The following is a 25104-nucleotide window of genomic DNA, read 5'->3' on the forward strand; positions in this document are numbered from 1 at the left end:
TTGCTCCTCTCATCGGGGCTGGTCAGTCGAGCCAGCCGGCGACGGTGTCCTTGGTGGATTTGAGGCCGTGTCCCACTGTTTCCGCTGCGCCACCGAGCCCGACCGCGTCAGCCGCACTGTCGACGGTCTTGCCGAACTTGTTCGGGTCGAAGGTGATCTCGGTTCCTGCTCCTGCACCCACGACTTCGGCTGCGAAAGCGCCGGTGCTCAGTTTCCACACACCGTGCTCGTCTTTCTTGACGCCGAATTTGGCCTCGACACCCTGGCCGGCGCCGACCTCGAAGTTCCCACCGATACCGATCCCGGCCGCCTCGACGCCGCCGCCGATCGAGGCCTTCGCGCCGTAGAAGGCCTTGGCGCTGACGCCGACCTCGTCCTTGTTCACCTTGCCCGAGATTCCGGCTTCGGCGCCTGCGAAGCCATCACCGCGCAGATAGACACCGCCCCAGTCGCCGTACTCGGCCCGTCCTTCCATCAGCGCTCGTGCGCCTGCGGACACCTCGGCCTTGCCCGATATGCCCTTGTCGCTGAAGCCGTAGTTAGCGCTCGAGCGAATACCTGCGTAGGCGTCGCCGATCCCGGAGAGTTTCCAGTCGCCATTGGTCAGCGAGCCCTTTCCGGTCATGTGGATGAGATCGAAAGCCGCCTTGACCGAGCCCTCCTTGCCGTACTTGGGATCTGCCGAGGCGCTGAAGGACGGGGACCACCAGTCCAGCTTGAAGTCTCCGTCGCCCTTCCAGCCGCCGGACTTCTTGCCGCCCTTGCCAGCGGCCTTGTAGTCCTTGAGGTGGTCCTTGGCGTCTCCGTTGAAGCCCTCGAGTGTCCCGTCGTTCCCTTTGGAGTCGATGACCACCGCGTTGAGTGCCGTCTGGACGGAGTGGTCAGTCTTCTCTGCGTCCTTGACGATCTGATCGAGGTGGTCCTGCCACGCTGTGACAGCAGTACCCACGGATTCCTGGTACGAGGGGTCGTGATGGAGGGCGTTACGTTCCCCTTCGGTGAGATCGGTGGTGTCGAAGGACACCACGCCCTCGTCGGAGACCGCCATGCGGGCCTTGATAGCGTCCGCGCGGGCGGACTTGAGTCTCTTGCGCACCTCGCTGAACTGGTGGTGTGCGTCCCGCAGCAGGGAGGCGACCGCTTTGGCTTCCGTCTGGGCTTTCTGAAATTCCTTCAGCGTGATGTCGAACCGTCGATTGGCGGCATCCGCGCTCAGCCCCGTCCAGGCCTGCCCCATGGATATGCCGTGAACATCGCGGTCGTAGGCGACTTCCTGCTTATGGAACTCCTTCGCCATCCCGTCCCAACGGTCCGCGGCCGTGGTGAGTGTGGACAGGTCGACGGTCATGATGTCGTGGTACGTCGGCATGGTTCCCCCGTGGTCCTGCTGTGGCGTCCTGCTGGTCGAAGTGACGTTCAGGAATGGGCTACTGCCCATCTGCGTCAGAAGCCGTCCAGTGCCGAAAGAGAGCGCGTACGCGCACCTACCTCGCCATCGGTGCCCTGCAGAGTGTTGTTGGCGCCCCGCAACGCCGCCTTTTCCGACGAGAGGCGGTTCAACAGGTTGTGAACCTGCTCGCCCCAGGTCTTGTGGGCCTTCTTCAACGCCCCTGACGTGAGCCATCCATCGCGGAACTCCTTGACAGCCGCACCGGTGTCGACGTCCGCCCAGTCGCCTGCTTTACCGGTATCCGGCTGGATGTGCTCTTCAATGGCCCGTGCGGCGGCCTTCTTCTCCGCCGGACTCGACGCCAGGTCTTCCTGGCCGCCGCCAGCAGGCCGCGCGTCCTCGGGAAGGTGGTTCAGCCGCATACCGACCATGTTTTCGGGCCCGCTGCGTGGCGTATGTTGTTCCCCGGTCGTATCCGTCATGGAATCTTGCCCCCGCTCGATCCTCGTCCTGTCACGGCGTGCCCGTGTGGTTGGTGTCCTGGTACGGCCATGGCTGCCCTTGCCCCGACTGCGTGCCGGAGGGAGACGGCTGCGTCCACCCCTGCTGCGGCATCGGAGGCAGCGGTGCGGTCAATGCCTCGCGGCGGCGCTTGCGGCTGCGCAGGGCGACGGCCCCGCCACCAGCTCCGACCAACACAAGCCCGGCCACTCCTGCCAAGATCCACGGCAGTGCGCTCGACTCGTCATCGGAAGTCTCCGCGGAGGGGGCCGTCGAGGCACCCGCGGACGGCGCAGCGGTTGCGCCTCCCTCTGCCGCCGCCGAGGCCCCGTCTTTGTAGTCGGGCAACGGGTACTTGTCGGCCTGGCCTGGGGCCCCGGGCTCGGTGAGTGCGATCCGGGGGCGCACGGCGCCGTACCCGATGGAGTCGGTTCGCTTCTTCCCGCTCACGGCTCCGCTCGCAGTGTTCAGCATGACCCGTAGGACCTGGTTGTTCGTCCAGTCCGGATGCTTCGACCAGATCAACGCCGCGGAGGCGGAAGCGAGCGCGGTGGCGTCACTCGTACCGTGAGAGTCGCACAGCTCGCTGCCGCCCTTGCAGGCGGCGACCATGTCCGCACCGGGTGCGACCAGGTCGACCTGCGGGCCGTGCTGGGACTCCTTGGTCGCCTTGACGTTCTTGTCGATCGCACCGACGCCAACCACTCCAGGTGTCCCTGCCGGGTACTCCACCCGATTCGTTCCGGCACCGGTGTTGCCCACGGACGCGAAGACCAGCTTGTTCTTCGACAGCGCGTAGGCGACCGCGTCGTCCAGCTTCTTGGCATGGTCCTCACTGCCCAGCGAGATATTGATGATCTGGGCATCGGAGTCCGCGGCGTACCGGATGGCCTTGGATATATAGGTGGGGTAGTCGTCCGGGTTGCCGTCCATGCGGCTCTTCTCGATGAAGTCCGGTACCCGGATCGGAAGGATCTTGGCCCCGGGAGCGAGCCCATACGAGCCCTGCGTGCCGCTTTTCGCGCCGGTGGCCGCGATCAGGACGGCCATGCGGGTGCCGTGCCCGTCGTAGTCCGAGTGCTCGTCGCCAGGGTGCCGGGAGTAGTCCTTGCCGGGCAGTACCTGTCCACGCAGGTCTGCGAGATCGGGATCGACACCCGAGTCGATAACCGCCACCGTGACGTCCTTGCCGGTGCTGGTCTTCCACATCTGCTCGGCTCGCATGGCGTCGAGGTACCACTGCTGGTCCCGGACACTTTCGGCGTGGGCGGGTGTCACGACGACGCCCGCGAGCACGACGCCGGACAGGGCCGACGCCAGCCGGAGCCTGCGGACCTGCTTGGAACGGGAACCCATCGTCATCCTTCGTTGTCACGCCGCGTCGTCGGGGGCAGGCCCGGCAGCCGCAGCGGAGGCTGTGGTGGCTCGGTCTGATCCGTCTCTGCTTCCTCACCCACAGGCCGCTCATCCTGCAAGCGCTCCTCCAGGACCGGCCGAGCACCATCCTTACGTGCCGCCTGCGAGGAGCCTCCAGTGGGTCCACCACTGTGCACCTGGGTTGTACGGCTCTCCGTTCCGCGTACGGGACCTGTTGCCCTGGTCGTGGTCCGCGGGTTCCGGCGCGTCTTCGAGGGCTGAGGCTGTCCACCGACGACACCATCGGCGTGCGCGGGCATCCGTGCACCGGCCACGCCGCTCTCACGTCCCGAGCCAGGCACGGCGCCGCGGCTGGGTGTTGCTCCGGCACGTGCCCCCGCGGGGGTACCACCGCGGACTCCTGGTGCTTGCTGCGTCGGGGAACCGCCGACCACCGTGCCCCGCGGAATCGCACCCGCCGCACGGCCTGTCTGCGGTGCAGCCGGACGACCACCTGCAATCCCGTTGGACGGATGCCCCGGGCTCGCACCACCTGGCCCTCGCACCGGCGACGCGGAGCCGCTCGGCGTCCCCGTCACCCCGGGAACTCCACGCCCCGGCGAAACCGCCCGCGACGCGCCGGGGGTACCAGGGGTACGTGGGACCGTCGGTGTGCCCAACGGTCCGCGGAGACCGTTGGCAGCGGGGATACGGCCTCCGCTCACTCCGCGCGGCGAAGCACCGAATCGGCCTGTGCCCCCGAACACCGGCGGTGACGTACCCGGGACCTGGGGCCCGATGCCTGAGGTGCCGCCCGGCAACGCGGACGGTGGCGACGCGGAGGGTGCCGCAGGCGGAACGGTGGGGGACGGGAGCGTGCCGACCCTGTCGAGGGCGGTGCTCGCCCCGCTCAGGGAAGGATCCGGAACTGTTCTCGACGGAAGGGCAGCTGTGCTTGCGTGGCGGTCTCCTGCGGCCAGTGCAGCACCACGCGCCGCTTCGCCAACTGCTGCAGCCCCCACTGCGGCAACGCCCACGCCGCCCACCGCAGCCGCTGTCCCAGTGCTCGATGCATCATCGGAAGACGTGCCGGGGCGGTGGGTGAGATCGTCGCGGCTCTCTGGCACGAACTGTTTGGGAAGTTCCGGGAACTTCGGGGCCTTCAGCGCATCGATCTGCTCCGTTGACGCCGTGTACGACTGTGCCAGCTTGATCATCAACTGCGCGGCTTCAGTACGGTCGTTGTCGTACTGCGATTTGGCCGACTTCACGGAGGAGTCCGCCGGACCGCCATCGTGGTTGCCGACATCCGTGGCCTTGGCCGCGTGCGCGTCCGGGATCGAGCGCGCCGAGGCGCTGGAGTTCTTCAGAATCTCCAGCTGCGGCTTGACCTCGTGCAGCGTGTCCGCCGCATGCGCCATCCACTTGCCGGCGGACTCGCTGTAGTCGCCCAGCCCCAGGGTCGCGAGCGCGGCCTGGTGGACCCATTTACGGAACGCCTCGCCGCCTTCTCCGTCCCACTCAACCGCCGTGCTGTGCGTCTTGAGGTCGTCGCCGATGCTCTTGATCGTCTTTGCCGCCGCCGTCAACAGCACGCCGAGATCCGCAGGCTTCGAGCCGTCCGCCGGCTCGACCATCGCCCACAGTTCCTCCGGGGTATGCACGGCGAAGCGGTACTGGTTGACCATGCCCCACATGCGGGATCCCAGACCGCCACTCATGCTCCGCCCCCGTCTTGATGTCCCTTGAGCCGAGTCTCTGTCTCAGCGGTTGCGGCGCCCATCGCCCACGGCATCACAGTCCGCCCGCTTCCCTGTCTGTCGCCTCAGGACTCGGCTCGCTGCGCTCTTCGCCATCCGAACCACGCTTGTCTGACGGCTGCTTGGTGTGCTGACCGCCGCCGACCAGGGCATCAACATTGGTGCGGATGCGGCTCAGGCGGGCGCGTACGTCGTCGTCCAGGTTGTGGTATCCGGACTTCGACGCGTCCACGGTGACGACCAACGCCTCGATCTGGAGCGACAGCATCTTGGACAGGTTCGCCAGCTGAGTGTGCACATGCGTGTAAGAGGAGTGCAGTTGGTCTGCCTCGTCGAACGTACCCAGCCGGCCCGCCCCGAGTGTTCCTCCGGCGATCTTCGAGGGCGCGGCGTGCGACTTCTCCAGGTCCCGCAGTAGGGCGTCGACGCGGCGTTTGAACGCCGTCAGAGTCTCTCCCTCAACCCGCATCGCCTGCGCGGCCGCGGCGGTGACGCCAGCCGCAGCCGCTCCAACCGCCCCGAACACCCCTCCACTCACCGCAGGCGATTCCGCGCCCCCGCCCTTCGCGTCGTCGGCCGACACCGTGCCCTCCCCGTACGGTCAGCTTCCCAGCGTGCGCACATGACCACCGGAAGCAACATCGATTGCTCCATGCCTAACACACGCAACTCAGCAACGGTATCCGGGGGCTACTCCTGACACCGGTCCCCGCCGCCGCCGGCATCGACCGATGGCCGAACTACTCATGCGCGTTTGCGTGATCTCCGAAGGACTTCACGGCGCCTCACACCTCCGCCACATCGCCACCGACCTCATCTACACGGGACAGGAAGTGCACAGTTCGAGACCGCCCCGGGGATACGGCACACCTGCACCGCACGATGCAGGCACCAGACGAGGCCCTGCCCTGTTGGCTTGAAAGTGACTACCCCAGGGCCGTAGCCGAACTCCTGGGCGACAATCTAACTGTCACTGATCGGCAAGTACGCGCACTCCGGGATCGGAATCCGGAGCTGGCACACCAGACTGCCCTCTACATCACGCTGGGTCTGACCTTCGACGGATCCGCGGTATCGCCGCTCAGACCGTGCTGGTTGTCTTCCAACTGGCTCATGCCAACCAGTTGAAGATCAAACGACCAAGTCGACCGCGTCCACGACGGCGGCGCCAGCCTCGCCCACCTGGGCACCTCCCTCATGCAGCTCGCCCTCGTCGACGAAACGTCCTCCGGGGCCCGTGGCGTGTCCAGCGGCCGGCCTGCGCGAGAAGTTCGGCCGCAACCTCGCCATCGTCGGCCAGGACAACCTCCGCCGGATCGTGCTGCGCGAACGCGACCGGCCCGGCGGAGCCAACATCGGCCTGATCGACCTCACCGCCCGCTACGCCCTGGACAACGGCTTCCACGTCGTCATCGAAGGCATCCTGTACGCCGACCGCTACGGTGGGATGCTCCAGACCCAGCTAGTCCGCAGATGCACGGCATGCGCATATGCCGCGGGGCCTGAGCCGGTTCTGCGGTCAGGCGATGATCGTGTGGAAGAAGAGCACGCCGGCACCGAAGGCCGCACCACCGGCGAGGGCGGCGCTGGCCACATGGCCACCTGCGAGCATCGTCAGCACGCCGGCGCCGAGCGCCACCAGGCATCCCAGCAGCAGAACGAGCGCGGTGCGCAGCCCGAGAAGCGGCTGCGGGTTCTGGTTCGTCATCATCAACTCCTGTGCAGACAGCGAAAATCGACGTTCCCCGGCGGTTGGGGGGGCGCTGATGCTGTAGCAGTCGCACCACATCTTCCCCCCGTGTGTCGTGAGCCACAGGAGAAATCTGCTGTGAAGGCGGGGGTAGTTCCAAAGCACCCGCCTAAGACCCCGGTGCCAGGTTCGATCGGTCCTGCCGGGACCGCAGCGAGGCGAGGGAGCGAATGTGCTGGACGGGTTTAGGGGGGAGCGGGCTCCTGACGACGAGTCGCATGACGACTGTGGCCTGCACGAGTCGACCGCGGACAGTCTGCTGATCCTGGAACAGGACCTTGCCCAGCCAGCCGGCGGGCAGAGCCTGTCCGTGCAGGACGCCCGTCTGAAAGCCGACCAGCGCCTCGTCGACATCCTGCGCAGCGACGGATTCACCGGCTCCCGCTACGACAAGGCCTCTGCGGGCTGGTGGAGTTACGGCTGGCGCATCATGGTCAAGTGGTCCCGCACCGGCGAGATCTTCGCCCGCAGCCGTAAGGCAGGCCGCCCCGTCCCTCCGTCCGTGATCACGACGTCATGGAGCAAGGACGATCGCTACCAGGTGGCGACCGACACCATGATTGGAGGCATGGAGTTGTTCCGCGAACGCGGACTCGTGCAAGGCGGATGGAACCCCGAGGGCGGCGCCAGCCTCACCACCTACGTCGTCGGCGCGGCGGTTCGCTCCTTCCGCCCCGTCTACCTGGCATGGTTCCGCGACCAGCAGACGGGGCACACCGAGCTGAATGCCCAGTCCGGCACCCACGACGACGAGTCGCAGCGCGACATCCCTGACCAGCGTGCCGTCGACCCCTACTACGCCGCCGCCACCGCCGACGAACTTGCCCGCCTGCTGCCCCACATCACCGACCCCCAGGTCCGCGAAGGACTTGGCTGGCGTGCCCTGGGCTACACCGAGGCAGAGGCCGCCGAGCGGGTCGGCCTGACGCAAAAGGCGCTGGAGCGCCGCCTCAGCCGGACCCGCAGCCGGGTCCTGAACGCCTACCTGCGTGAGCCCGAACTCGGGGAAGGGGGAGCACGATGAGCGTTGAGAAGGACATCACCATGGACAACGCCAATGTGACCGAGGACGACTTCGACGCCCTACTCAACGCCTCCAGCCTGGGCGCCCCACACGTCCTGGCCGAGACGGAACCGATTCCCGTCGAGTTCCGCCGCCGCCTTGCCCAGGCGGCGGCCGCCCACCCCAATGCCAGCGACAACGACGCGCCGGGCCGGGAAGTTGCCCGCCATGCGCAAGCGAAGAGGGCCATGTCGGTGAGTGTCGACATTGAGGCGTACGCCGCCCAGCAACCGGCTGGGCGCACCGGCGGAGAGTCTGCCCCGCTCGCTGTCCTGTGGGGCTCGGTGGGCAGCGGGAAGTCGGCCGTTCTGGCCGCACTGATCGCCAGTTTCGCAAAGACGCAGCGCCTGCTCGTCATCAGCCCGCATGCGCGGATGATGTCCGCTGAGCGCCCACGAGACGCGATGCACGCCCTGTTGACACTGAGTGGCAGTGTGTATGGGCCGGGCCTTGCCGCAGCCATGGCGACTGCCTGTCAACGCGCTGACCACCACAGAGACGTGCAGGACACTCCTCGCCTGGCGGACTACCTCATCCGATGCACCCACCTGGACCCCACCCGCTGCGCTGGGGAATCCATGGCTTCGTCACCGTCGGTCCGGCAATGGCACACGGCGCGCATGACCGAACTGCTGACCTTCGTCTGTGACTCGGCCGAGCCTGCACCAGGGCGCAGCCACCGCCATCAGGCGGTTCAGACGGCAGTCCAAGCTGTTGCCCGGGCCTGGACCCACAGGGCGTCAGACACACTGCGCATGCCACCGCGACTGTGGCCGAGCATCGACCACAAGGCCGATGGTGACACACCGCTTGCGGCACTCGCTCAACTGCGTCGGCACATGGGGAAGGTGGGCCAGCAGAGCGATACATCCGGCATGCCGCCATGCGCGGGGCCAGCCACATACCTGCGGGTACACACTCCCCGCTTGGAGTGGCCACAACGCCTGCTGCTCGCCAGTCATCTGCCTACGCTGTGGGCCCCACCCGGCGCACCGCCTACCCCCACTACTGACGGTGCACTGCGCGCGGGAACGCCCGCCGGCCCTGACGCGCAGAAGCCGGCAGACTGCGGCACGCCCACAGTGTGGGCAGAGGAAGACGAGCAAGGACCGGCTCTGCACGCCTGTCTGCAGATGGCATTCCATGAGGAAGAAGGCGGCAAGGGAGCATCCTTTCCCACCCGGCTCACCTACCGCCTCCGCGACCCTTACGCAGTGGAAGCGGCCTTCCACACCGATGACGACGAACCCGTGGTCTGGGTATTCGCCCGCGATCTCTTGATCGAAGGACTGAGCGGCAGTGCCGGAGAGGGGGATGTGGTCGTCTGGAACGCTGAGGAGAGCCAAGAACAAGGACAGCGCACCTATATCCGACTGAACTCGCCTGAAGGAACAGCACTGTTGTCTGCCCGCCACGAGCAGCTCAAGCGCTACCTCGAACGCACCCAACATCTGTGCTCGCTGGGCATGGAGCACTTGCACGCGGGAGCAGCGCTGGACGCGTTTGAAGGAGAACTCAGCGAACTTACCTGCCGTGGATTTGGCGACTAGGCCGTTTCGTCCGGAATCACAGCGAGGCCGAGGCTGGCGGCCATGAACTCACGCTGGCGACGAGGAGGGCGCAGCGAGTGCAGGCTACGGACGGACACGCGGACGCTGTCGCCGTCCAAGCGGCCCATGGGCTGGGCCATCTCCAGGTCGTGCCGCGGAGGGTCCGCCGTGCGACCCGTAGATGTTGGTTCACCTGATGGCCTGGTGGCCGCTCCACCCGTCGCCGACCTCGCAGTGTATTTGGCTGGCGGCACGATCAGTTGAGGCATCGCTGTGTAGCGAGGTTTTGAGCTTGTTCCGCTTTGACGGACACCGTTGGTGTGGTGGTCAGGCTGCGAGCGCGGTCTCATAGTCGGCGGGGCTGCGGTATCCGAGGCTGCTGTGCAGTCGGTGCAAGTTGTACCAGCCCTCGATGAAGTCGAAGATCGCGGTGCGGGCAGAGGCCCGGCTGGGCCAGGCGGCGATGCCGAGCAACTCGCGTTTGATGGTGGCAAAGAAGGACTCAGCGAGGGCGTTGTCCCAGCATTGCCCGGTGCGTCCGACAGATAGGCGGACGCCCAACTCATCGGCCAGGGCAGCGAATTGCTGACTGGTGTATTGGCAGCCGCGATCCGAGTGGAAGATCACCGGATGGTCCGGGCGACGCTGCCGGCAGGCAGATCGCAGAGCGTCGGCGACCAGACCGGTCCGCAGGTGATCGGCGGTGGCCCATCCGACCACGCGCCGCGAGGCGATGTCGATGACCGTGGCCAGATAGAGCCAGCCCTCCTCGGTCGGGACGTAGGTGATGTCGCCGCACCAGCGGGTATCGCGTCCGGAGGCGTCAGGAGCGAAGTTGCGGACCACGAGGTCGGGCCGCAGGGCGGCTCGTGGATCAGGAATCGTGGTCAAATGCCGTCGTCTGCGGTGTCGGCCCTCCAGCCCGGCCGCCCGCATCAGCCGGGCAACCCGGCGGCGGCCGCAGCCAGCACCTTCCTGCTTGAGCACGGCATGGACGCGCGGGGCTCCATAGGTTCCGCGTGAACGCTCGTGGACTGAGGTGATCTGCTGGGTCAACTCGGCGTCCTGGACGGCGCGGGGACCGGGCTTGCTGCTGCGGCGGGCGTAGAAGGCGGTGCGGGAGACCTTGAGCAGTTCACATGCGCGCTTGACGTTGTGACCGTCCTGCTTCTCCGCCTCGATGAACGGGTGCACCGTCACCGGGTCTCCTTCGCGAAGAAAGCCGTGGCCCGCTTGAGGATGTCGACGTCCTCGCGCAGTCGGCGGTTCTCCCGCCTCAAAGCTGCCAATTCCTCGCGTTCGCTACTGGTCAGCCCATCCTTCTCACCGGCGTCGACCTCAGCTTGGCTGACCCACTGCCGTACCGCGGTCTCGGTCAGGTCGAAGTCCTTGGCGATCTGGCCGACCGAGCGGTCACCGCGTCGGCACAGCTCGACGATCTCGGCCTTGAACTCCGCCGTGAACGAGCGGCGATGACGTGGCTTCTTCTTCCCCATGCTCTCCATGATGGACATCCTTCCGGGGCAGGGCCCCTGATCTCGGATGTCCGTCAAACCGGATCAAGCCCAGTTTCGACCAGAAACGCGAAGAGCCGGCGTGCCCACTGGGGACGCCGGCTCTTCTGTGTGAGGGGTGAGCCAACACGCCCCCACAAGTTCCCTGTTCTGCCTGGTTGGAGCCATAGCGAGTCAGGGGAGCGCCACGGAATCCGGAGACGCTGGCTGGATCGTCGCAGGCGCTGAGGGAGAGGGGCAAGGGAGTGTTGTGCCAAGGCTGCATGAATACCCGATCGGCACGTAGCGGAGACGGCTGTTCCGGAAGAGGTGCTTGAGGAAGTCACAGTTCACGGGGGTACGGCGTCTCGACAGAGCCGTGCTTTGGCCAACGGCCAGAGGTGACTTGCCAATCCTGAGGCATAGAGGAGCAAGTGACAGACGTGAACGAATACTTCGCAAGCAGCGCGGGGGACACCGGAACGCTGGCACGATGTGGTCCGCCGCGTGAGGGCGGAGCCAAACGCCCGCGGTACCTGGTTGGAGCCAGTTCAGTACACATGATCCGTCACCCCCGCTGCCCGACGGCGTGGGTGCCCAGCGAGTAGGGACATGTATGTCCAGAAACATCCTGATGTATGGGGGCTCAAGCTGCGTTCCCGACGCCCGGCTGTCGCCCGGCGATGCCGCGGTCGTCATCATCATCGTCATCGTGGCTGCCGTGATGACCCGCGACGGCATGCCGCTGTCCGAACTCCTGCTGCTCTTGGCCAGCGTGGGCTTCGTAGCCATCCTCGTAGTTCGGCTCAACGCCAGGGAGTTCAAGGCGCTGCGACGCGCGGGAAGGGCTCTGCTGACCCCGGCCCAGATCTGAGCTACGGACGTGAAGGAGCGAAGGGGCCGGCCCATGAGGCCGGTCGCCGTGCCGGAGTATGGCGCGGGGCGCCTGGCTGCCGCCCTGCGCCGGGGGCGCGAGAAGAGCGGCAAGAGCCGGGAACAGGTCGCGGATGCCATCCCGTGTTCGCTGGCAACAGTTCAGCGGGCGGAGGCTGGCAAGCAGCGACCGACGCAGTCGGTGACCCGCGCTTTTGCCCGGGCATGTGGCCTGGACGAGGAGAAGATGGCCGACTTGTGGGAGGCGGCAGGCAAGCCGGCCCGGGGAACGAAACGTACGCAGGCCCCGGCAGTCAACTTCGTCCGCAACGAGGCGGACCTCGGAGCGGCGCTGCTGCGGGCGCATGAAGACAACGCACGCCCTGCGTTCAGGGAGATGGAGCGCCGGGCCGAGAGGCATGGCGGCTTCGGGCGGCTGGACCGGATGACGGCCTGGCGCATCGTCCACCGCAAGGTCCTGCCCACGACGGAGAATCAGCTAAGGGCGTTCCTCATCGCCTGCAACGTATCCGAAGCCGCCTTCCCGGAATGGGTCCGGGCCTGGCGTCGAGCCAAGGCCGGCGCCCAATCGGCAACCCTGCGCCGAGCACCGCAGACGCGAACCCGTCGGCCGGACTCCACCGAGCCAGCCACAGCCGCGAAGATCATGCGGGCCGCCGGCCTCAGGCCCATTGACGACTTTCCCGGCACTGCGCGGCCCTGGACTGCGCAGTGCGTGAGATGCGGCAAACTGTCCCGCGTCCGCCTCGATTACGTGCGCCGCGGAACAGGTTGTTCCGTGTGCCATGCCAAGCCTCGGCAGCCGGAAGGACCTCCATCGTCAGGGACCGCCTGACAAGGCACCGGCGACCAGGCCGATGTAGCCGGCGCCGAATACGGCGACGCGTTGCGTGGACGCCAATCGGTCCATGAGTGTTCCCCCTGAAGACGGTCGTGAAGAAGGCCAGGAAAGAGCGGGAGCCCGCGCCCCCGGCGAACTGAGCCTTCAGAAGTCCACCCGCTGGGATGGTCTTGTCGCGTGCCTGGCGCTGGAGGGCTCATCAGCACGGTGTACCGCGGGAACTACTGTGAGCACGGGGCCGACCGACGCAGTGAGCGTCGGCCTCGATAACCATCACAGGATCATCCGGGGGTACGCCCTTCGCATGCCAACTCGATCCCGATCCAAAGGCCTTGAGCATTGCGTTGAGTGCTACCTCCAATATCATCATCGCCTGAGGTGCAGTCAGTTACGTTGTAGTGAAAGGCGCTTCGGTAGTTGCGCGCCGTCTAGGGTGAGCGTTCTGCAAGCCCGGGGGAGGGGGATGGGCGTGGACATAGCCAAGGACGATCGGCTCTTGATTGATGGAGAGTTGGTGACAGTCGTGGCGGTGTCGCAGGAACGTGCAGGGTTCAGGTGCATCGTTAGGTCTCCGATACGTGGACTGGACGAGGTCTTCGTGCGTTTCGGTGATGTCGCCAGTTGCAGGGTTCCGGCGTCTGACGGCAGCGGCGACAGCAGCCGCGCCATCACAGCTGTGTGGGCCCAGTGGATGCGCTGGGCGATCCCGCGGATCCGGTCCGCTGTTTTGGCAACGCGCCCGCTGCGTCCCTACGCGCACCAGGACGACGCGGTCTTCGGGGTGATGCTGTCGCAGCCGAGGCTGCGGTTCCTGTTGGCTGACGAGCCCGGGACGGGCAAGACCCTGATGTCGGGCATGTACCTTGCGGAAGGGCGGCGGCGCGGGCTGGTTCCGGGCAAGACCGTCATCGTCGTACCCGCTCATTTGGTCGGTAAGTGGATCGGTGAACTCAAGCGGTTCTTCGGTATCGATGCACACCGGGTCACCGCCGAGATCGGCAGGGAACCACTTGACCTCCGCGGAGACGTGGACGTTTGGGTGGTCTCCCTGGACCTGTACACCTATAACACCGATGTCCGCCGCAAGATCGTCGGTAGCCGGGCGTCCTGGTCACTCGCTGTATTCGACGAGGCTCACAGGCTCACACCCACCTCGCAGTACCTCAGCGCCGCGCGTCAGCTCGCCGACGCCACTCACCACCTCCTGCTACTGACCGCGACGCCCCACCGTGGCAAGGAGCAATTCTTCCGTGCCTTGCTGCACCTGCTCGACCCGGCGATCTACCCGTGGGACCCGGCAGAGAAGACGTACGACCACGCGCTGCGCCCAGGACGGGACAATTTCCTGCGGCGGATGAAGGAGGACCTGCGAGGTCTGGACGGTGAGCTGCTGTTTCGGCCCCGCTTCGCCGAGACCCGCGAGGTGTTCCTCACCCCAGCCGAGGCGGACGCCTACGAAGCGGTGATGGGCTACGTCGACACCTGGTACTCCTCCGACTCGGTGCTGGCTCGCTCCATCTACGGCAAGCGTGCCGCTTCGTCGGTGACTGCGGCGCTGGAGACGCTGCGACGTCGGCGAGCTGCTCTGTCGAGCAGTCAGGCCGGCCGGGTCGCCCCCATCGCACCCGAGGGGTTCGACAGCTCTGATCTCTCCCGCGCCGCTCTGGACTCCGACGAGGCATGGCACGACGCCGAGGAGGCTGTGTTGCAGGCCCGCAGCAGCGACCGGCGGGCGGAGCTCGAGGCGGTCACAGCGGTGATTGGCCAGCTGGAGCGGGCCTTGACGTCCAAGGATGAGGCAGCGAAGTGGCAGATGGCCCGTGCGATCATGACACATCACGGCATCTCCCCAGGAGTTGGCCAGCTGTTGGTCTTCACTGAGTTCACCGACACCGCGCGGTGGCTCGCGGAGGTGTTTCGTGCGACCGGGTTCAGCACCGAGGTGCTGGACGGAACGGTGGATCAAACAGGCCGCGAAGAGCTGCAACTGCGTTTCCTCAACGACCGGTTCCAGGTGCTCGTGTCCACAGATGCCGGTGGTGAAGGCATCGACCTGCAGTCCGCCCATGTGATGATCGATTGGGACATCCCGTGGAGCCTGGTCCGGCTTGAGCAGCGGGCCGGACGATTGCACCGCATTGGCCAGCAGCACGAGGTATTCGTCTACCACCTGGTCGCGGCCGACACGCGCGAGGGCCGTGTTCAGCAGGTCATGCTCGACAACCTGACCGCGGCGTCCCGGGCTCTGGACGGCCGTCTGTACGACCTGCTGGACGCGACCGTCGATCGGACCGGATTCAACTTCGGTGCGGCGATGGCCGCAACATATCGCGATCCGAGTGCGGTAGGGGCGGTGATTGCGGCAGTTCCCGACGCCGAGACGCTGGTCGCCCGCGCTCAGGAAATCGTCGCTGATGAAGACCGGCTGAAGACGCCAGTCGACCCCGCTGAGGCGATGCAACGGCTAGCCGCCGACCGCCTCCAGGCCATCAACCCCGTCATCGTGTCGGCCTTCGTCGACCAGGCTGTCCAGGTCGAGGACTGGAATGTCACGACCGGTCCCACCCCGGGTATCCGCATCCTGCGGTCCGGCAGTGGCCCACTGCCCGGCTCGTTCGGCGGGGGCGAAGAGTGTCTGATCGCCGCAGACGCCGCTGCTGTAGCCAAGGCACAGGAGGACCAGTTTCGCCGGGCCGGCGACGTGGTCGTCCTCGGCCCCACCGAGGATCCGTTCTTGGAGTTGGTCGAGCGGGCGGTGCGCAGGTGCGAGGGCGACCTGCTCGCCGGGGCCGCGGCCGTGGACCTGGCCTCGCTCACTGGTTACACGCTGTTCGTCTACACGGCAGACCTCGAGCACCACGACGGGATCCGCCGCGTCCGCCGAGCCGTGCCGTTTCTCATCCGCTACTCCGGAGCGGGCGCCTTCCCTACCGCATGGGAATCGGTCATGAACCTCAGCAGGGCCACCACCACGCCGATCGCGCCGGTGCCGGCTGCCCGGATCGAGGCCGATGAGGCCGCCCGCGACGCCGTCACTGCCGAGGCCGCTCAGATGGAGCGGCAACAGCGAGCAATTACCGCCAAGACCCGCGCGGACCTGGGCGATATCGAGCGCCGCTACAAGCGCCAAGTGAGAGTTCTGGATCCTGCCGCCAGGCGCGAGGCACTCGACCGATTCGCCGCGCTCCGGGCCGACCGCCTTGCCCTGCTCGATCTCTTCGACGACGTCTCCCACACCACACCAACCCTGCTGGGCTGGGTCCAGGTCAGCGGTGGGGCACGGACGGACGAGCTCGGACACGACCCCGACTCCGAGAAGGTCGCCATCGCCAAGGTCGTCACAGAACTCGAAGGACTGGGCTGGTCCGTCGACGATCGGCAGACCGCGGGTCTGGGATACGACCTGCTCGCCCGGCGCCCCGGGACCACCGACCAGCGGCTCATCGAGGTCAAGGGATTCGCCGCTGGCATCAAGCCGGTTGTGTTTGAGCAGCACGAATGGGCCCAAGCCCAACAACGGGGCAACGACTACTGGTTGTACGTGGTGCTGCACTGCGCAGAGCAGCCGACGGTCGTCATCCGCTGCCAGGACCCCGCCGGGACCCTGGCCGGCCCCCGTCGAATCGAACGCTTCAAGATCCCCGTTTCTCAGCTCCGGCACCTCATGGAGAGTGAATGACCAGCGACCCTGGCCGCATACTCATCGATTCGTGGTTCCCCTGTGCGGCAGTCGACGAAGCTTGCGGCAACCGTGCGGGCTCAGGGCAGGTCGAGAAGGCCATCTTCACTTGGTTCGCCTCCCGGCCCATCGCCCAGGCCCGGGCGGCCGTGGCTACCGCTCTCCTCCCCGACGAACCCGACACCCGTCCGCTGATCGACGACGCCGTGCGCGGCAACCCAGGAGCCGTCGCGAAGGTGGCCGCTCTCGTTGCTGAGCGTTACCCGGAAGGGAGACCAATCGTTCTCGACGTCTTCTCCGGGAGGGGCATCATCTCCCTGGAAGCTGCACGGCTAGGTGCGAAGGCAGTCGGTCTTGATTTGAGCCCGGTGGCGACGCTCGCCGGACGGATCCTCGCGGACTATCCGATGCGCGACTGGTCGGGCGAGCCCCCCCTGCGCTGGACGCACAGCCAGGAGGCCAGCGCCACCCTGTTCGAGGAGGACGGCACACCCCGGCTGATCGCCGACCTCAAAGTGTTCCTTGACGAGATAGGCCAACGCGTCCAGGAGGCGGTTGAACCGTACTACCCGAGGAACCCCGACGGATCCTTCCCATGGGGCTACCTGTGGGCGATCAGCATCACGTGCGACGGATGTGAGCGCCGCTTTCCGCTCCTTGGCAGCCTCGTCCTGCGCCACCCCTACGCCAGGACCAAGGACGCCGGCCAAGCACTGAGGCTGGTTGTCGACGGCGATGCCTGGCGTGCCGAGGTGGTCGACGGACTCCCCGACCAGGCTCCCACCTACTCCTCCACGGATCTGGGCGATGGCAGAAAGCGCAAGGGCAAAAGCGCCCGCTGCCTCTTCTGCAGCCACGTTCACAGCCTGGAGACAGTCAAGGCCAAGGGAGCTGCAGCTGAGTACCGCGACGAGGTTCTTTTGGCGATCGACACTGAGGGCGAGGCCAAACGCGTCTTCAGGACATTGCGGCAGGACGAGCGGACAGCAGCCCGCGGGGTGGACACAACCGCGCTCGAAGACAGCGGTCCGCTGAGTGCTGTGCCAGACGAGCCGATCCCTGCGGGCAACGTGCATACGGTGATGGCCAGCGGCTACGGCTACCGGACCTTCGGAGACTTGATGTGCGACCGGCAGGCGCTGCAGTTCGCTGAGACGGTGCGTGCCATCCGTTCCTGCCACAACGACGTCCTCGCGGCCGGCGTGTCACCGGACTACGCGCGGGCGCTAACCGCTTTCGCCTCGGCGACGGTCGCCCGGCGGCTTCGGTACTCCACCCGGGGCTGCCGAGTCCAGGCTATGGGGAAGGGCAATGGGGCCGAGCAAAACCGGATCAAGGTCTCAGACCTGTTCGCCAATGAGGCGAGCCTGAACTTCCAGTTCGACTGGGTGGAGACCGGTCCGGGAAGCGGGCCGGGCACGTGGGCGTCGGTGTCGAAGACCGGGCTCGGCCCCTACCTGGCCCACGTCCGTGCTCTCCAGGGCTCGGCCGCGCGCTTCCGCCAGGCCAACGCAATGAGGCTTCCCTACCGCGACAACAGCGTCGACGCGGTGGTCACCGACCCGCCGTACTACGACATGATCGAGTACGCCGACGCCTCCGACCTCATGCACGTCTGGCTCAAGCGCATCCTGTTCGACGTCGAGCCTGACCTCTTTGCCCCCAAGGCAGTGCGCACAAGGGACGGCCTGCAGAACAAGGACGACGAGATCATCGTCCGGCGCGTGCACGAGCCCGGCCGCATCCGACACGACAAGGATTTCTACGAGGCGTCACTGTCCAAGGCGTTCCAGGAGTGCAGGCGGGTCCTGCGCCCGGACGGCCATCTCGTCGTCGTCTTCGGCCACTCCGACCCCGACGCCTGGAAGCGGCTGCTCGCGGCCTTGCACGACGCGGGCTTCGTAGTCACCAGCTCGTGGCCGAGCCGGACCGAGTCAGCAAACACCGGAGTGGCCTCGATCAAGGTCACCATTACTATCGGGTGCCGCGTCGCCCCCGAAGGCCGCGAAGCGGCCACCGCCGCCCAGGTCGACAAGGAGGTCGCCGACGCGATCAGATCTCGGGTCCGCGGCTGGACGACAGACGGACTCGCTCTCGCGGACCAGATGATGGCCGCCTACGGGCCCGCCATGGAGGTATACGGCCGTCACTCAGCAGTCATTCAGCCCGATGGGGAAACGGCTCCGCTGGAGCGATACCTGACCCTGGCCCGCCGGTGCGTACGCGAGGCGACCGCGCTGCGCCTGGACCGCATCCCCATTGAGACCTTCGACGCGATCACACGATTCGCGGTGTTCTGGATGCGGGTACACGGGCGCACCGTCGTCCCCAAGGGCGAAGCCCTCTTCCTCGCCCAGGTCGACAGCCTGCGTTTGGAGGACGTCCGCGGCGACCTGCTTGCCGAGACCCGAAAGGGATTCAGGCTCGTTCTCGACCCTCCTGCCAGCATCAGTCCGGACAGTGCCGAGTTCGACGTTGCCCGCGCACTGGCTGGGGCGTACGCGGTGGGGGGAACCGAAGCTGCCTCCGCTGTTCTGGCCAAGTGGGAGCGCCCTGTCGACGACGAGCACCTGTGGGCCGTCATAGGGGATCTGGCTGCCCAGCTTCCTCCCAGTGACGCGATCGCCAAGTCGCTGGTAGCCCTGCAGCGCAACACCAGCGCGATCAAAAACCTCGCCCGGGGACTCGCAGGCGCTCTCGCCCAGAGCGCCCCGATGCGCAGCCCGACCCTGTTCGATGTTGAGGAAGCCCGATGACCTCCCTGTACCCGCACTGGGCCGACCTGCTACCACTCCGCTCCGAAATCACGGACGCGGACGGACAGATCGCCGATCTTCAGATGTCGTTGTACAGCGCGGTTTATACGGACCGCTACGTGCCCTACGCCGACCCTGGTTACTACGCCGAGATCACCGAACCGACGCCCAGGCTGGTGCAGTTCATGAGCACTGTCGCCCGCAGGCTCGGTACCCGTGTACGCGGCGGCAAGGCGCTGTTCCACCTCGATCAGGGCATGGGCGGCGGCAAGAGCCACGCCCTCGTCGGTCTGTACCACCTGGCCAACACTCCCGAGGTGTTTCTGACTACCGAACTTGGCCGACAGGTCAAGGCCGAGGCCGAACAGAGGGGCGCCAGTCTCGACCTGGGCGCGGCACGGGTTGTCGTGCTGTCAGCCGACAACATGACTCCCGGGGCGACCAGTCCGGAATTCGGGCCGGCGACCACCCTCTACGAGAGGTTCCTGTGGTCCCTCTTCAAGGGGGACCGGGCCATGTACGCTCAGCACCTCGCAGAGGGGGCTAACAAGGCGGCGCTGGCCCGCGCGCTGGAAGCGGTTGGCGGTCCTGTGCTCGTCCTCCTAGACGAGCTCATGCAATACGCCCTGGCCCTCGCAGACGAACGCCACCTCGGCTCCATGCCGGGCGAGAAGTTCTTCCTGGACAGCCTGATGGACGCCGTGGACGAGGTCGACCGCGTCGCGTTCGTCATCGTGATGATCCGCTCCGACCGCGACGACCGCGGCTATCCCGCCGAGGCCGAAAGCCTGCGCACCTTCGTCACCAGCGGCATCGAACGCAACGGCATCAGCGATTCCGTTACTGAGCCCCAGGACTTCTCGGCCATCATCCGCCGCCGCGTGTTCAAGCCGGCCGGAAACTTGCCAGTTCCCGCCGTCGCCGCTGCTTGGCAGTCCAGCACTGGACAGGCGTGGGCGGAGCAGGTCTTCGGCCGGCTTGGCGCGCGCCGCGGCTTGACAGGGCTGGAGGACCGCCTCGCCGCCAGCTACCCGTTCTCACCGGACCTCATGGCCCTCGTCCGGGATGATTGGTCCCGACATGCCGGCTTCCAGCGGGTCCGCTCCACCGTCGAAATCTTCTCGGCGACAGCCTTTTACTGGAAGCGCGAGCGTGACGCCGGCCGGTGGGCGCCCGACCTCATCGGGGTCGGAGACCTTCCCCTGCACGTAGCGATCGAGAACATCCTCTCCTCCGGACTCCTGCACGGCAATGAGCGTGTCATCCAGGGGTACCGGCAAGTGGCTGCCACCGACGTCACCACGAAGGACGGTGCCCAAGGCCGTGCACGTGCGCTGGACGAGCTGTTGACCGAGCGAGGTGTCGACGCCGGACAGGCGGCTCCGGCGCTGCGCATGGCTACCGCTCTGTTCTGTTACTCGCTTGTGCCACGTGCCCAGGCGAAGCGGGGCGCCACCAAGCCGGAGCTGCTTGCCGCTGTCTATGCTCCCGGGGTTGAGTTCCACGCTGCGGAGGAGGTGTTCAATACCCTTATCAGTGACGACGAGGGCCTCGGGGCCCTCGACGTGACCGATACCGCGATGGGCCGGGGCACCACCCGCTACCACCTCGCCGTTGCCCAAACCCTCCGCATGTTCTACAAGCAGGCCAAGAACGCCATCGAGCCTGCCGACCGCGACACCTACCTGTGGGAACGGGCCAAGGCCATTGCCCGGGTCCACCAGGGCCCCTTCGACCAGGTCATCCCTGTGGCTGCACCAGACGCCGCCGGAAGGTCCCTGTCCCTGGTCTTCAGCGATGTCGACCAGAACAGCAAGACCCGCCTGGTCATCCTCGACCCACGCCGGTGGACCCTGCACAACGGCCGCGACACCCCCACCCGTGCCGAGGTTGCTGTCCTCCTAGGCGTCGGAGAGCAGGCGCTGCCCGTCGACAACGCGGCCTCCTGCGTCATCGCTTGCGTCAATACCCAGCGCCGCGATGCCGTCCGCAAGCGCATCGTCGAAGTGCTGGCCTGGCGAGCCGTCATTGCGCAGTTTGACCCCGAGGACGACAAGCGCGCCGATGCACAAGCCGAACTCCGCACCGCCACTCAGCGCGTCGACGAGGACCTGCAGAAAGCCTTCCAGCACTTCGCTCACCTGACCCGCACCGACCAGATCGAGGTCGACTGGCAGCGATTCGATGATGACACCAAGACCGCTCTCAAGGGCGGACACGTATGGGACGCGCTCGCTAATTTCAGCCGCGCCGTCTATCCCGGCAAGCTCTCCGGCACATACCTGAAGACCCTTTTGAACAAGATCGCCCGCGACCTGACCCTTAAGGAGATCGGCCAGCAGTTCTACAAGAACCCCGCCTTCCCACTGGTCCCTTCCGTCGACGACATTCGCCGCGCCGTTTATCAGACGCTGAGCGGCCCAGAGCCCTATCAGGTCATCGACGGCGAAGGCACAGCGCAGCACATCTCATCCGCAGATGAGTTGTCGATCGGTTCGATGGAACTCAGATTGCGTAAGGCGCCCGTCATCCCGGCTGACGGCACCCCACGTACTCCTGCGCATCCAGCAGGAGCCCCCAACCGCCACCCCGTGCCAGCGCTACGCCCAGCCCATGGCACTGGTGCCATCCACGGAAAGCTGCTTCCGGCTGGGCCTGGGGAGGGTGATGAGGCCACACCTGCCCCCGAATACCGCAACTACCGACTTGAGATACCGAATCGAAGCGTGGTCTCTCATGAGGCCCGCCGCACCATCGCCAACCTCCTGCAAGAGGTACTTGATGTCGTGGACCCAGAGGTCGGCGGTGACATCCAGCTCCTAGATCTGCAACTGAGCCTTACCGCGGTCCCCGACGCGGTCGAAAAGATCGAGCAGAGTGCCGAAGCGGCGGAAGTCTCCTGGTATGGGGAGGAACTCGACTTTTGAGGGGGGCTTTTAGGTCAACTGGCCTCACTCGGTTGGCGCTTTGTCCCCGTCGGCGGCGGTTCCTGCGGCAGGACGTTCGCCCACAACCCACTATTCCTCGGTGTTCGCGGCGTCCAAATCGGGGTGAGACGTCCGTCATCCGGCTCACCTGTGCCTCTTTCGACTCCGCCTTGAGGTAGGCGCGATGATGGCGCGCGGCCTACCAGTAGTCGCGGAACGCCGTGTTCCGGCCGATCAGTCGAAGGTGGCCGGAGGGTTCCTGGCTACTGCCGATTGATCGTGTTGGGTGGTGGCGCCAGTGCGGTGCGGCCATGCCAGACCGTGAATCAGGCGACCGGCACAGCGGCGGTATGGGGACGCACGGATGGGGCGCCTGCACTCGGCATAGTCAGTCCAATAGGGAGAAGTTGAGGCCGACGATCATGTCGGCGAAGGTGAGGTCCTCGCGTTCGGCCACGTGCCGACGCAGGTCGTCCCAGAAGGCGTACCCGTCGAAGACCGGGTTGTGGTCCCATACGCTGTCCCGCAGCGTGATGCGTTCCGGCAGAATGTCAGGATCGTCGTACTCCTCGGGCAGGAGCGCGGCGAACCAGAGGCGGTCGAGCTGGCGGACGAGTTCCCTGATCCGTTCCTGGGTGAGGCCGCCTCGGTCGGCTGCCTCCGCGACACTGATCTCCTGGTTCTCTTCGACGAGCATGGACAGTAGCTGCCGGGCGGCTGGCACCGCCCGGCGCAGCTGGTCGGCGATCTGGTTGACCGATTCGGCCGTGCCCTTGCGGTCCTCCTCGCCGAGGAGGTCGCCGTACATCCGCCGCAGGGTGGTGCAGTGCACCACGGTGGTGGCCCGAGTCTGGTCGATGTACTGCTCCTCGGTGCGCTCCAAGCAGTCGAGGGCGCGGCGGAAGCGGCTCTCGTGACGGTGTTTGACGTCTTCGAGGCAGGCCCAGTCGAATCTGTGTCGGCTACCGACGTGGTCGATCAGCGTGTGATGGGTGGGGCACAGCAGCACCAGGTTGGTGAAGGCCCGCCGCTCGTTGTTGGTCATGCCCGGGTCGAAGCGGGCGCCTCCCGATTCTGCGGCACGGATGTGTGCGATCTCGCCGAGCATTCCACCCTCGTCGGGGGCGAGCGGCACCGTGCAGCCGGGCCACGCGCACTCGTTGCCGCTGAGCAGGTACAGCTCGCGCAGCACCTTCGAGTCAATCGTCAGACGCTTCGCTGCCGTGGCCGGGTCGTCGTTCGGGTCGACCGGGCGGTCTCCGTCGGTCATGGCCGTCCTCTGGAAGCTCGTCCGCTGTAAGGGCGTTTGCACCTCGTTGCAGGTGTTCCGGCGAGGTCATGTGTAGCGCGGTGCGGGAAGTTCCAGGCCATCTTGCCGGGAGATCCAGTACGTCCGTCGTCGTGCGGGCCGCCGTATGTAGACCAGGCTGCGGAGCCCGGTGCCGTCGGTGAGATGGTCGGGTACGACGACCCAGGCGCCGTCGCGGCTTTCGTGGGGCTGAATCGGGCAGCCGGTCAGGTCCAGAGACCAGGTGTCGGTGACGCCGTTGTCGCGGCCGTCGTGCACGGTGACGGTGCCCTGCACGCGGTGGGGAAGACATCGGCCTTCCTGCTGCGCATGGTAGTTCTCCGAGAGTTGCTTGATAGTGAAGTCCTTGTGTAGCAGGACGCTGTGCTCGCCGTCTCCCGCCAGCAAAACGGGCTGTGCCCGGCGAGCCCGGCCGTCGTGGTCGTCGACCAGGTCGCCGGCGAAGGTCACCTCCAGGCGCCCGCTGTAGAAGTGGCGCACGATCACCTCGGTCTGAAGGACGATCCGCTCGTGCTCCTTCTCCGGGAAGTACCAGATCTGCCCGTTGGGCCACGGGTTCACGGGCAGCCCCATGTGCGACCAAGCCAGCGGCGGCCATGACGGGTCCTCCAGCTGTACGACAACGTCCGGGGCCTGGCTATCCAGGCGGGCCCGCGCGCTATCCAAGGCGACAGCGGATTGGATGTCGACACCCCTGCGGGTGAGGATGGCCTGCCAGGCGATGACCCAGAGCGCGGCAGTTGTGGCGATGGCGGACGTAGCCGTCCAGACGATCTCAGGCATGATCCGCACATTGTCGGCTGCGCCGATGGCCGCCGTACATGGATACCCCAGATCAATTCCTACGGCACATGGGGAAGTTAGGGCCAAGTGAGTCGGCTGGCTTTGTTTACTTCTAGGGGCAGCGTTTGTCCGCCGGTTTGGGCAGCAGTCGCGGATCTTGAGGCCCGTGAATGTTCACGAGAAATAGCAGCGCAAGCGATGCGCGGTGCGTCGCTCGGCGTGCCTGCGGGCCTCACTGCCCGGCGCGTGGCCGGGTGAGTCCGGCTCCGACCTTGGTCAGCATCTGGCCAAGGAGGTGGAGGGCTCGTGCTCGTGTTGGCACTCCACGCGCGGTTCCCGTCCAGTAGGCGTCGGTGAGTTCCTCTGTGACCGTGAGAATTCGGTCCTCGTCCTGGGCGGCCAGCACGAGGACGAATCGGACGTAGTCGCCGATGTCGGTGCCCTGGGGGTGTGGTGCGTGAAGGTCTGCAGGCGCGGTGTCAGGGCGGGCAGGGTGCGGTCCGTCGGGAAGACGACGGCGAGGCCGGCGAGGGCCAGCCGAACCGCAGGGCATTCGGCCGACCAGCGGGTCAGTAGATCTGGAGTGCGGTCCTGGACCGTGCTGCGGGCCCGGGCCTCGCTGTCGAGATCAGCGTGTGGCGGGGTGGCTGGCCACGTCTCGGCGAGGTGACGCTCGGCGACGGTGGCAGCCCTGAAGAGCAGGTCGATGGCTCGGAACCGATGTTGGGCTGGAATCCGGTCGTCGAGGGCGAGGGCCGCGAGCAGGACGAGGCCGTCAGCGGTGGCGGGCTGGCAGGTGTCCTGGTGGAGGATGTCGTTGTAGAAGTCGGCGAGGAAGCTCCGGTCGTCCCAGTAGGGGTCGATCTCGGCGGAGAACAGCATCGCCGCTTGGGGCGGCCTGGGGCCCGGCAGGCGGTCGGCGATGACGTCCCGGAAGATCTGCCGGATCGGTGGACCGGCAGCTATCGCGTCGTGCCGTGGCTGCTCGGGGTCGGCGTGCGTGTCCATGGCCAGCGCAGCCTACTGGAGCGTCTCAGGCCGACGGTGCGTCG

15 protein-coding genes and 2 pseudogenes are annotated in these 25104 nt (G+C 66.6%); 8 read left to right on the forward strand and 9 right to left on the reverse strand.

Features of this window, described 5'->3' with window-relative positions; all coding sequences use genetic code 11:
- Positions 1-22: 22 nt before the first annotated feature.
- The 4 genes from CG723_RS41105 to CG723_RS41125 form a co-directional block, all read right to left on the reverse strand.
- A complete protein-coding gene (locus CG723_RS41105) occupies positions 23-1348 on the reverse strand; it encodes a hypothetical protein (protein ID WP_159032661.1) in 1326 nt (441 codons plus the stop codon).
- Between the two features lie 95 nt (positions 1349-1443).
- Positions 1444-1872, reverse strand: coding sequence for a hypothetical protein (locus CG723_RS41110; protein ID WP_442802635.1), 429 nt, complete (start codon positions 1870-1872; stop codon positions 1444-1446).
- Positions 1873-1903: 31 nt separating this feature from the next.
- A complete protein-coding gene (mycP, locus tag CG723_RS41115; RefSeq protein ID WP_234374795.1) occupies positions 1904-3247 on the reverse strand; it encodes a type VII secretion-associated serine protease mycosin in 1344 nt (447 codons plus the stop codon).
- A 1794-nt stretch (positions 3248-5041) separates the two neighbouring features.
- Positions 5042-5590 (reverse strand): hypothetical protein, encoded by a 549-nt coding sequence (locus tag CG723_RS41125; RefSeq protein ID WP_159032662.1) that lies wholly within the window; start codon positions 5588-5590, stop codon positions 5042-5044.
- 666 nt (positions 5591-6256) lie between these two features.
- Here CG723_RS41125 and CG723_RS48335 point away from each other — a divergent pair.
- Positions 6257-6460: pseudogene (locus CG723_RS48335) on the forward strand (kinase); the annotation flags it as partial.
- A gap of 66 nt (positions 6461-6526) precedes the next feature.
- On the opposite strand, the gene CG723_RS41135 reads toward CG723_RS48335, so the two are convergent.
- Complete coding sequence (locus CG723_RS41135; protein WP_100598670.1) at positions 6527-6715, reverse strand: hypothetical protein; 189 nt, start codon at positions 6713-6715, stop codon at positions 6527-6529.
- 214 nt (positions 6716-6929) lie between these two features.
- On the opposite strand from CG723_RS41135, the gene CG723_RS41140 reads away from it, so the two are divergent.
- Entirely contained in the window at positions 6930-7781 is an 852-nt protein-coding gene (locus CG723_RS41140) for a hypothetical protein (RefSeq protein ID WP_234374796.1), read from the forward strand.
- Positions 7778-9370, forward strand: coding sequence for an SsgA family sporulation/cell division regulator (locus CG723_RS41145; protein WP_100598671.1), 1593 nt, complete (start codon positions 7778-7780; stop codon positions 9368-9370). Before CG723_RS41140 ends, CG723_RS41145 begins: the two co-directional genes overlap by 4 nt.
- A 327-nt stretch (positions 9371-9697) precedes the next feature.
- On the opposite strand, the pseudogene CG723_RS41150 reads toward CG723_RS41145, so the two are convergent.
- Positions 9698-10866, reverse strand: a pseudogene (locus CG723_RS41150) (IS3 family transposase).
- A gap of 613 nt (positions 10867-11479) precedes the next feature.
- Between CG723_RS41150 and CG723_RS41160 the strand changes: the two are divergent.
- The 5 genes from CG723_RS41160 to CG723_RS41180 all read left to right on the forward strand — a co-directional run bounded on the left by CG723_RS41160 (position 11480) and on the right by CG723_RS41180 (position 21960).
- Complete coding sequence (locus tag CG723_RS41160) at positions 11480-11737, forward strand: hypothetical protein (protein ID WP_100598674.1); 258 nt, start codon at positions 11480-11482, stop codon at positions 11735-11737.
- A gap of 33 nt (positions 11738-11770) precedes the next feature.
- Positions 11771-12592 (forward strand): helix-turn-helix domain-containing protein, encoded by an 822-nt coding sequence (locus CG723_RS41165; protein ID WP_100598675.1) that lies wholly within the window; start codon positions 11771-11773, stop codon positions 12590-12592.
- 475 nt (positions 12593-13067) lie between these two features.
- Complete coding sequence (locus CG723_RS41170; protein ID WP_159032663.1) at positions 13068-16277, forward strand: helicase-related protein; 3210 nt, start codon at positions 13068-13070, stop codon at positions 16275-16277.
- Positions 16274-19033: a DUF1156 domain-containing protein gene (locus CG723_RS41175; RefSeq protein WP_100598677.1), complete on the forward strand. Its 2760-nt coding sequence runs from the start codon at positions 16274-16276 to the stop codon at positions 19031-19033. The genes CG723_RS41170 and CG723_RS41175 overlap by 4 nt, the downstream gene beginning before the upstream one ends.
- Positions 19030-21960, forward strand: coding sequence for a hypothetical protein (locus CG723_RS41180; RefSeq protein ID WP_100598678.1), 2931 nt, complete (start codon positions 19030-19032; stop codon positions 21958-21960). Before CG723_RS41175 ends, CG723_RS41180 begins: the two co-directional genes overlap by 4 nt.
- A gap of 388 nt (positions 21961-22348) precedes the next feature.
- Here the strand turns inward: CG723_RS41180 and CG723_RS41185 are convergent, their stop codons facing one another.
- From CG723_RS41185 to CG723_RS41195, 3 genes are all read right to left on the reverse strand, one after another.
- A complete protein-coding gene (locus tag CG723_RS41185; RefSeq protein WP_100598679.1) occupies positions 22349-23230 on the reverse strand; it encodes a hypothetical protein in 882 nt (293 codons plus the stop codon).
- 66 nt (positions 23231-23296) lie between these two features.
- The gene (locus CG723_RS41190; protein WP_159032664.1) at positions 23297-24052 is read right to left on the reverse strand and encodes a hypothetical protein; all 756 of its coding nucleotides are present in this window, start codon (positions 24050-24052) and stop codon (positions 23297-23299) included.
- 276 nt (positions 24053-24328) lie between these two features.
- Positions 24329-25060, reverse strand: coding sequence for a hypothetical protein (locus CG723_RS41195; protein WP_100598681.1), 732 nt, complete (start codon positions 25058-25060; stop codon positions 24329-24331).
- Positions 25061-25104 lie beyond the last annotated feature (44 nt).

It is taken from the genome of Streptomyces sp. CB01635, from assembly GCF_002803065.1.
In the GTDB taxonomy this organism is placed as follows: Bacteria; Actinomycetota; Actinomycetes; order Streptomycetales; family Streptomycetaceae; genus Streptomyces.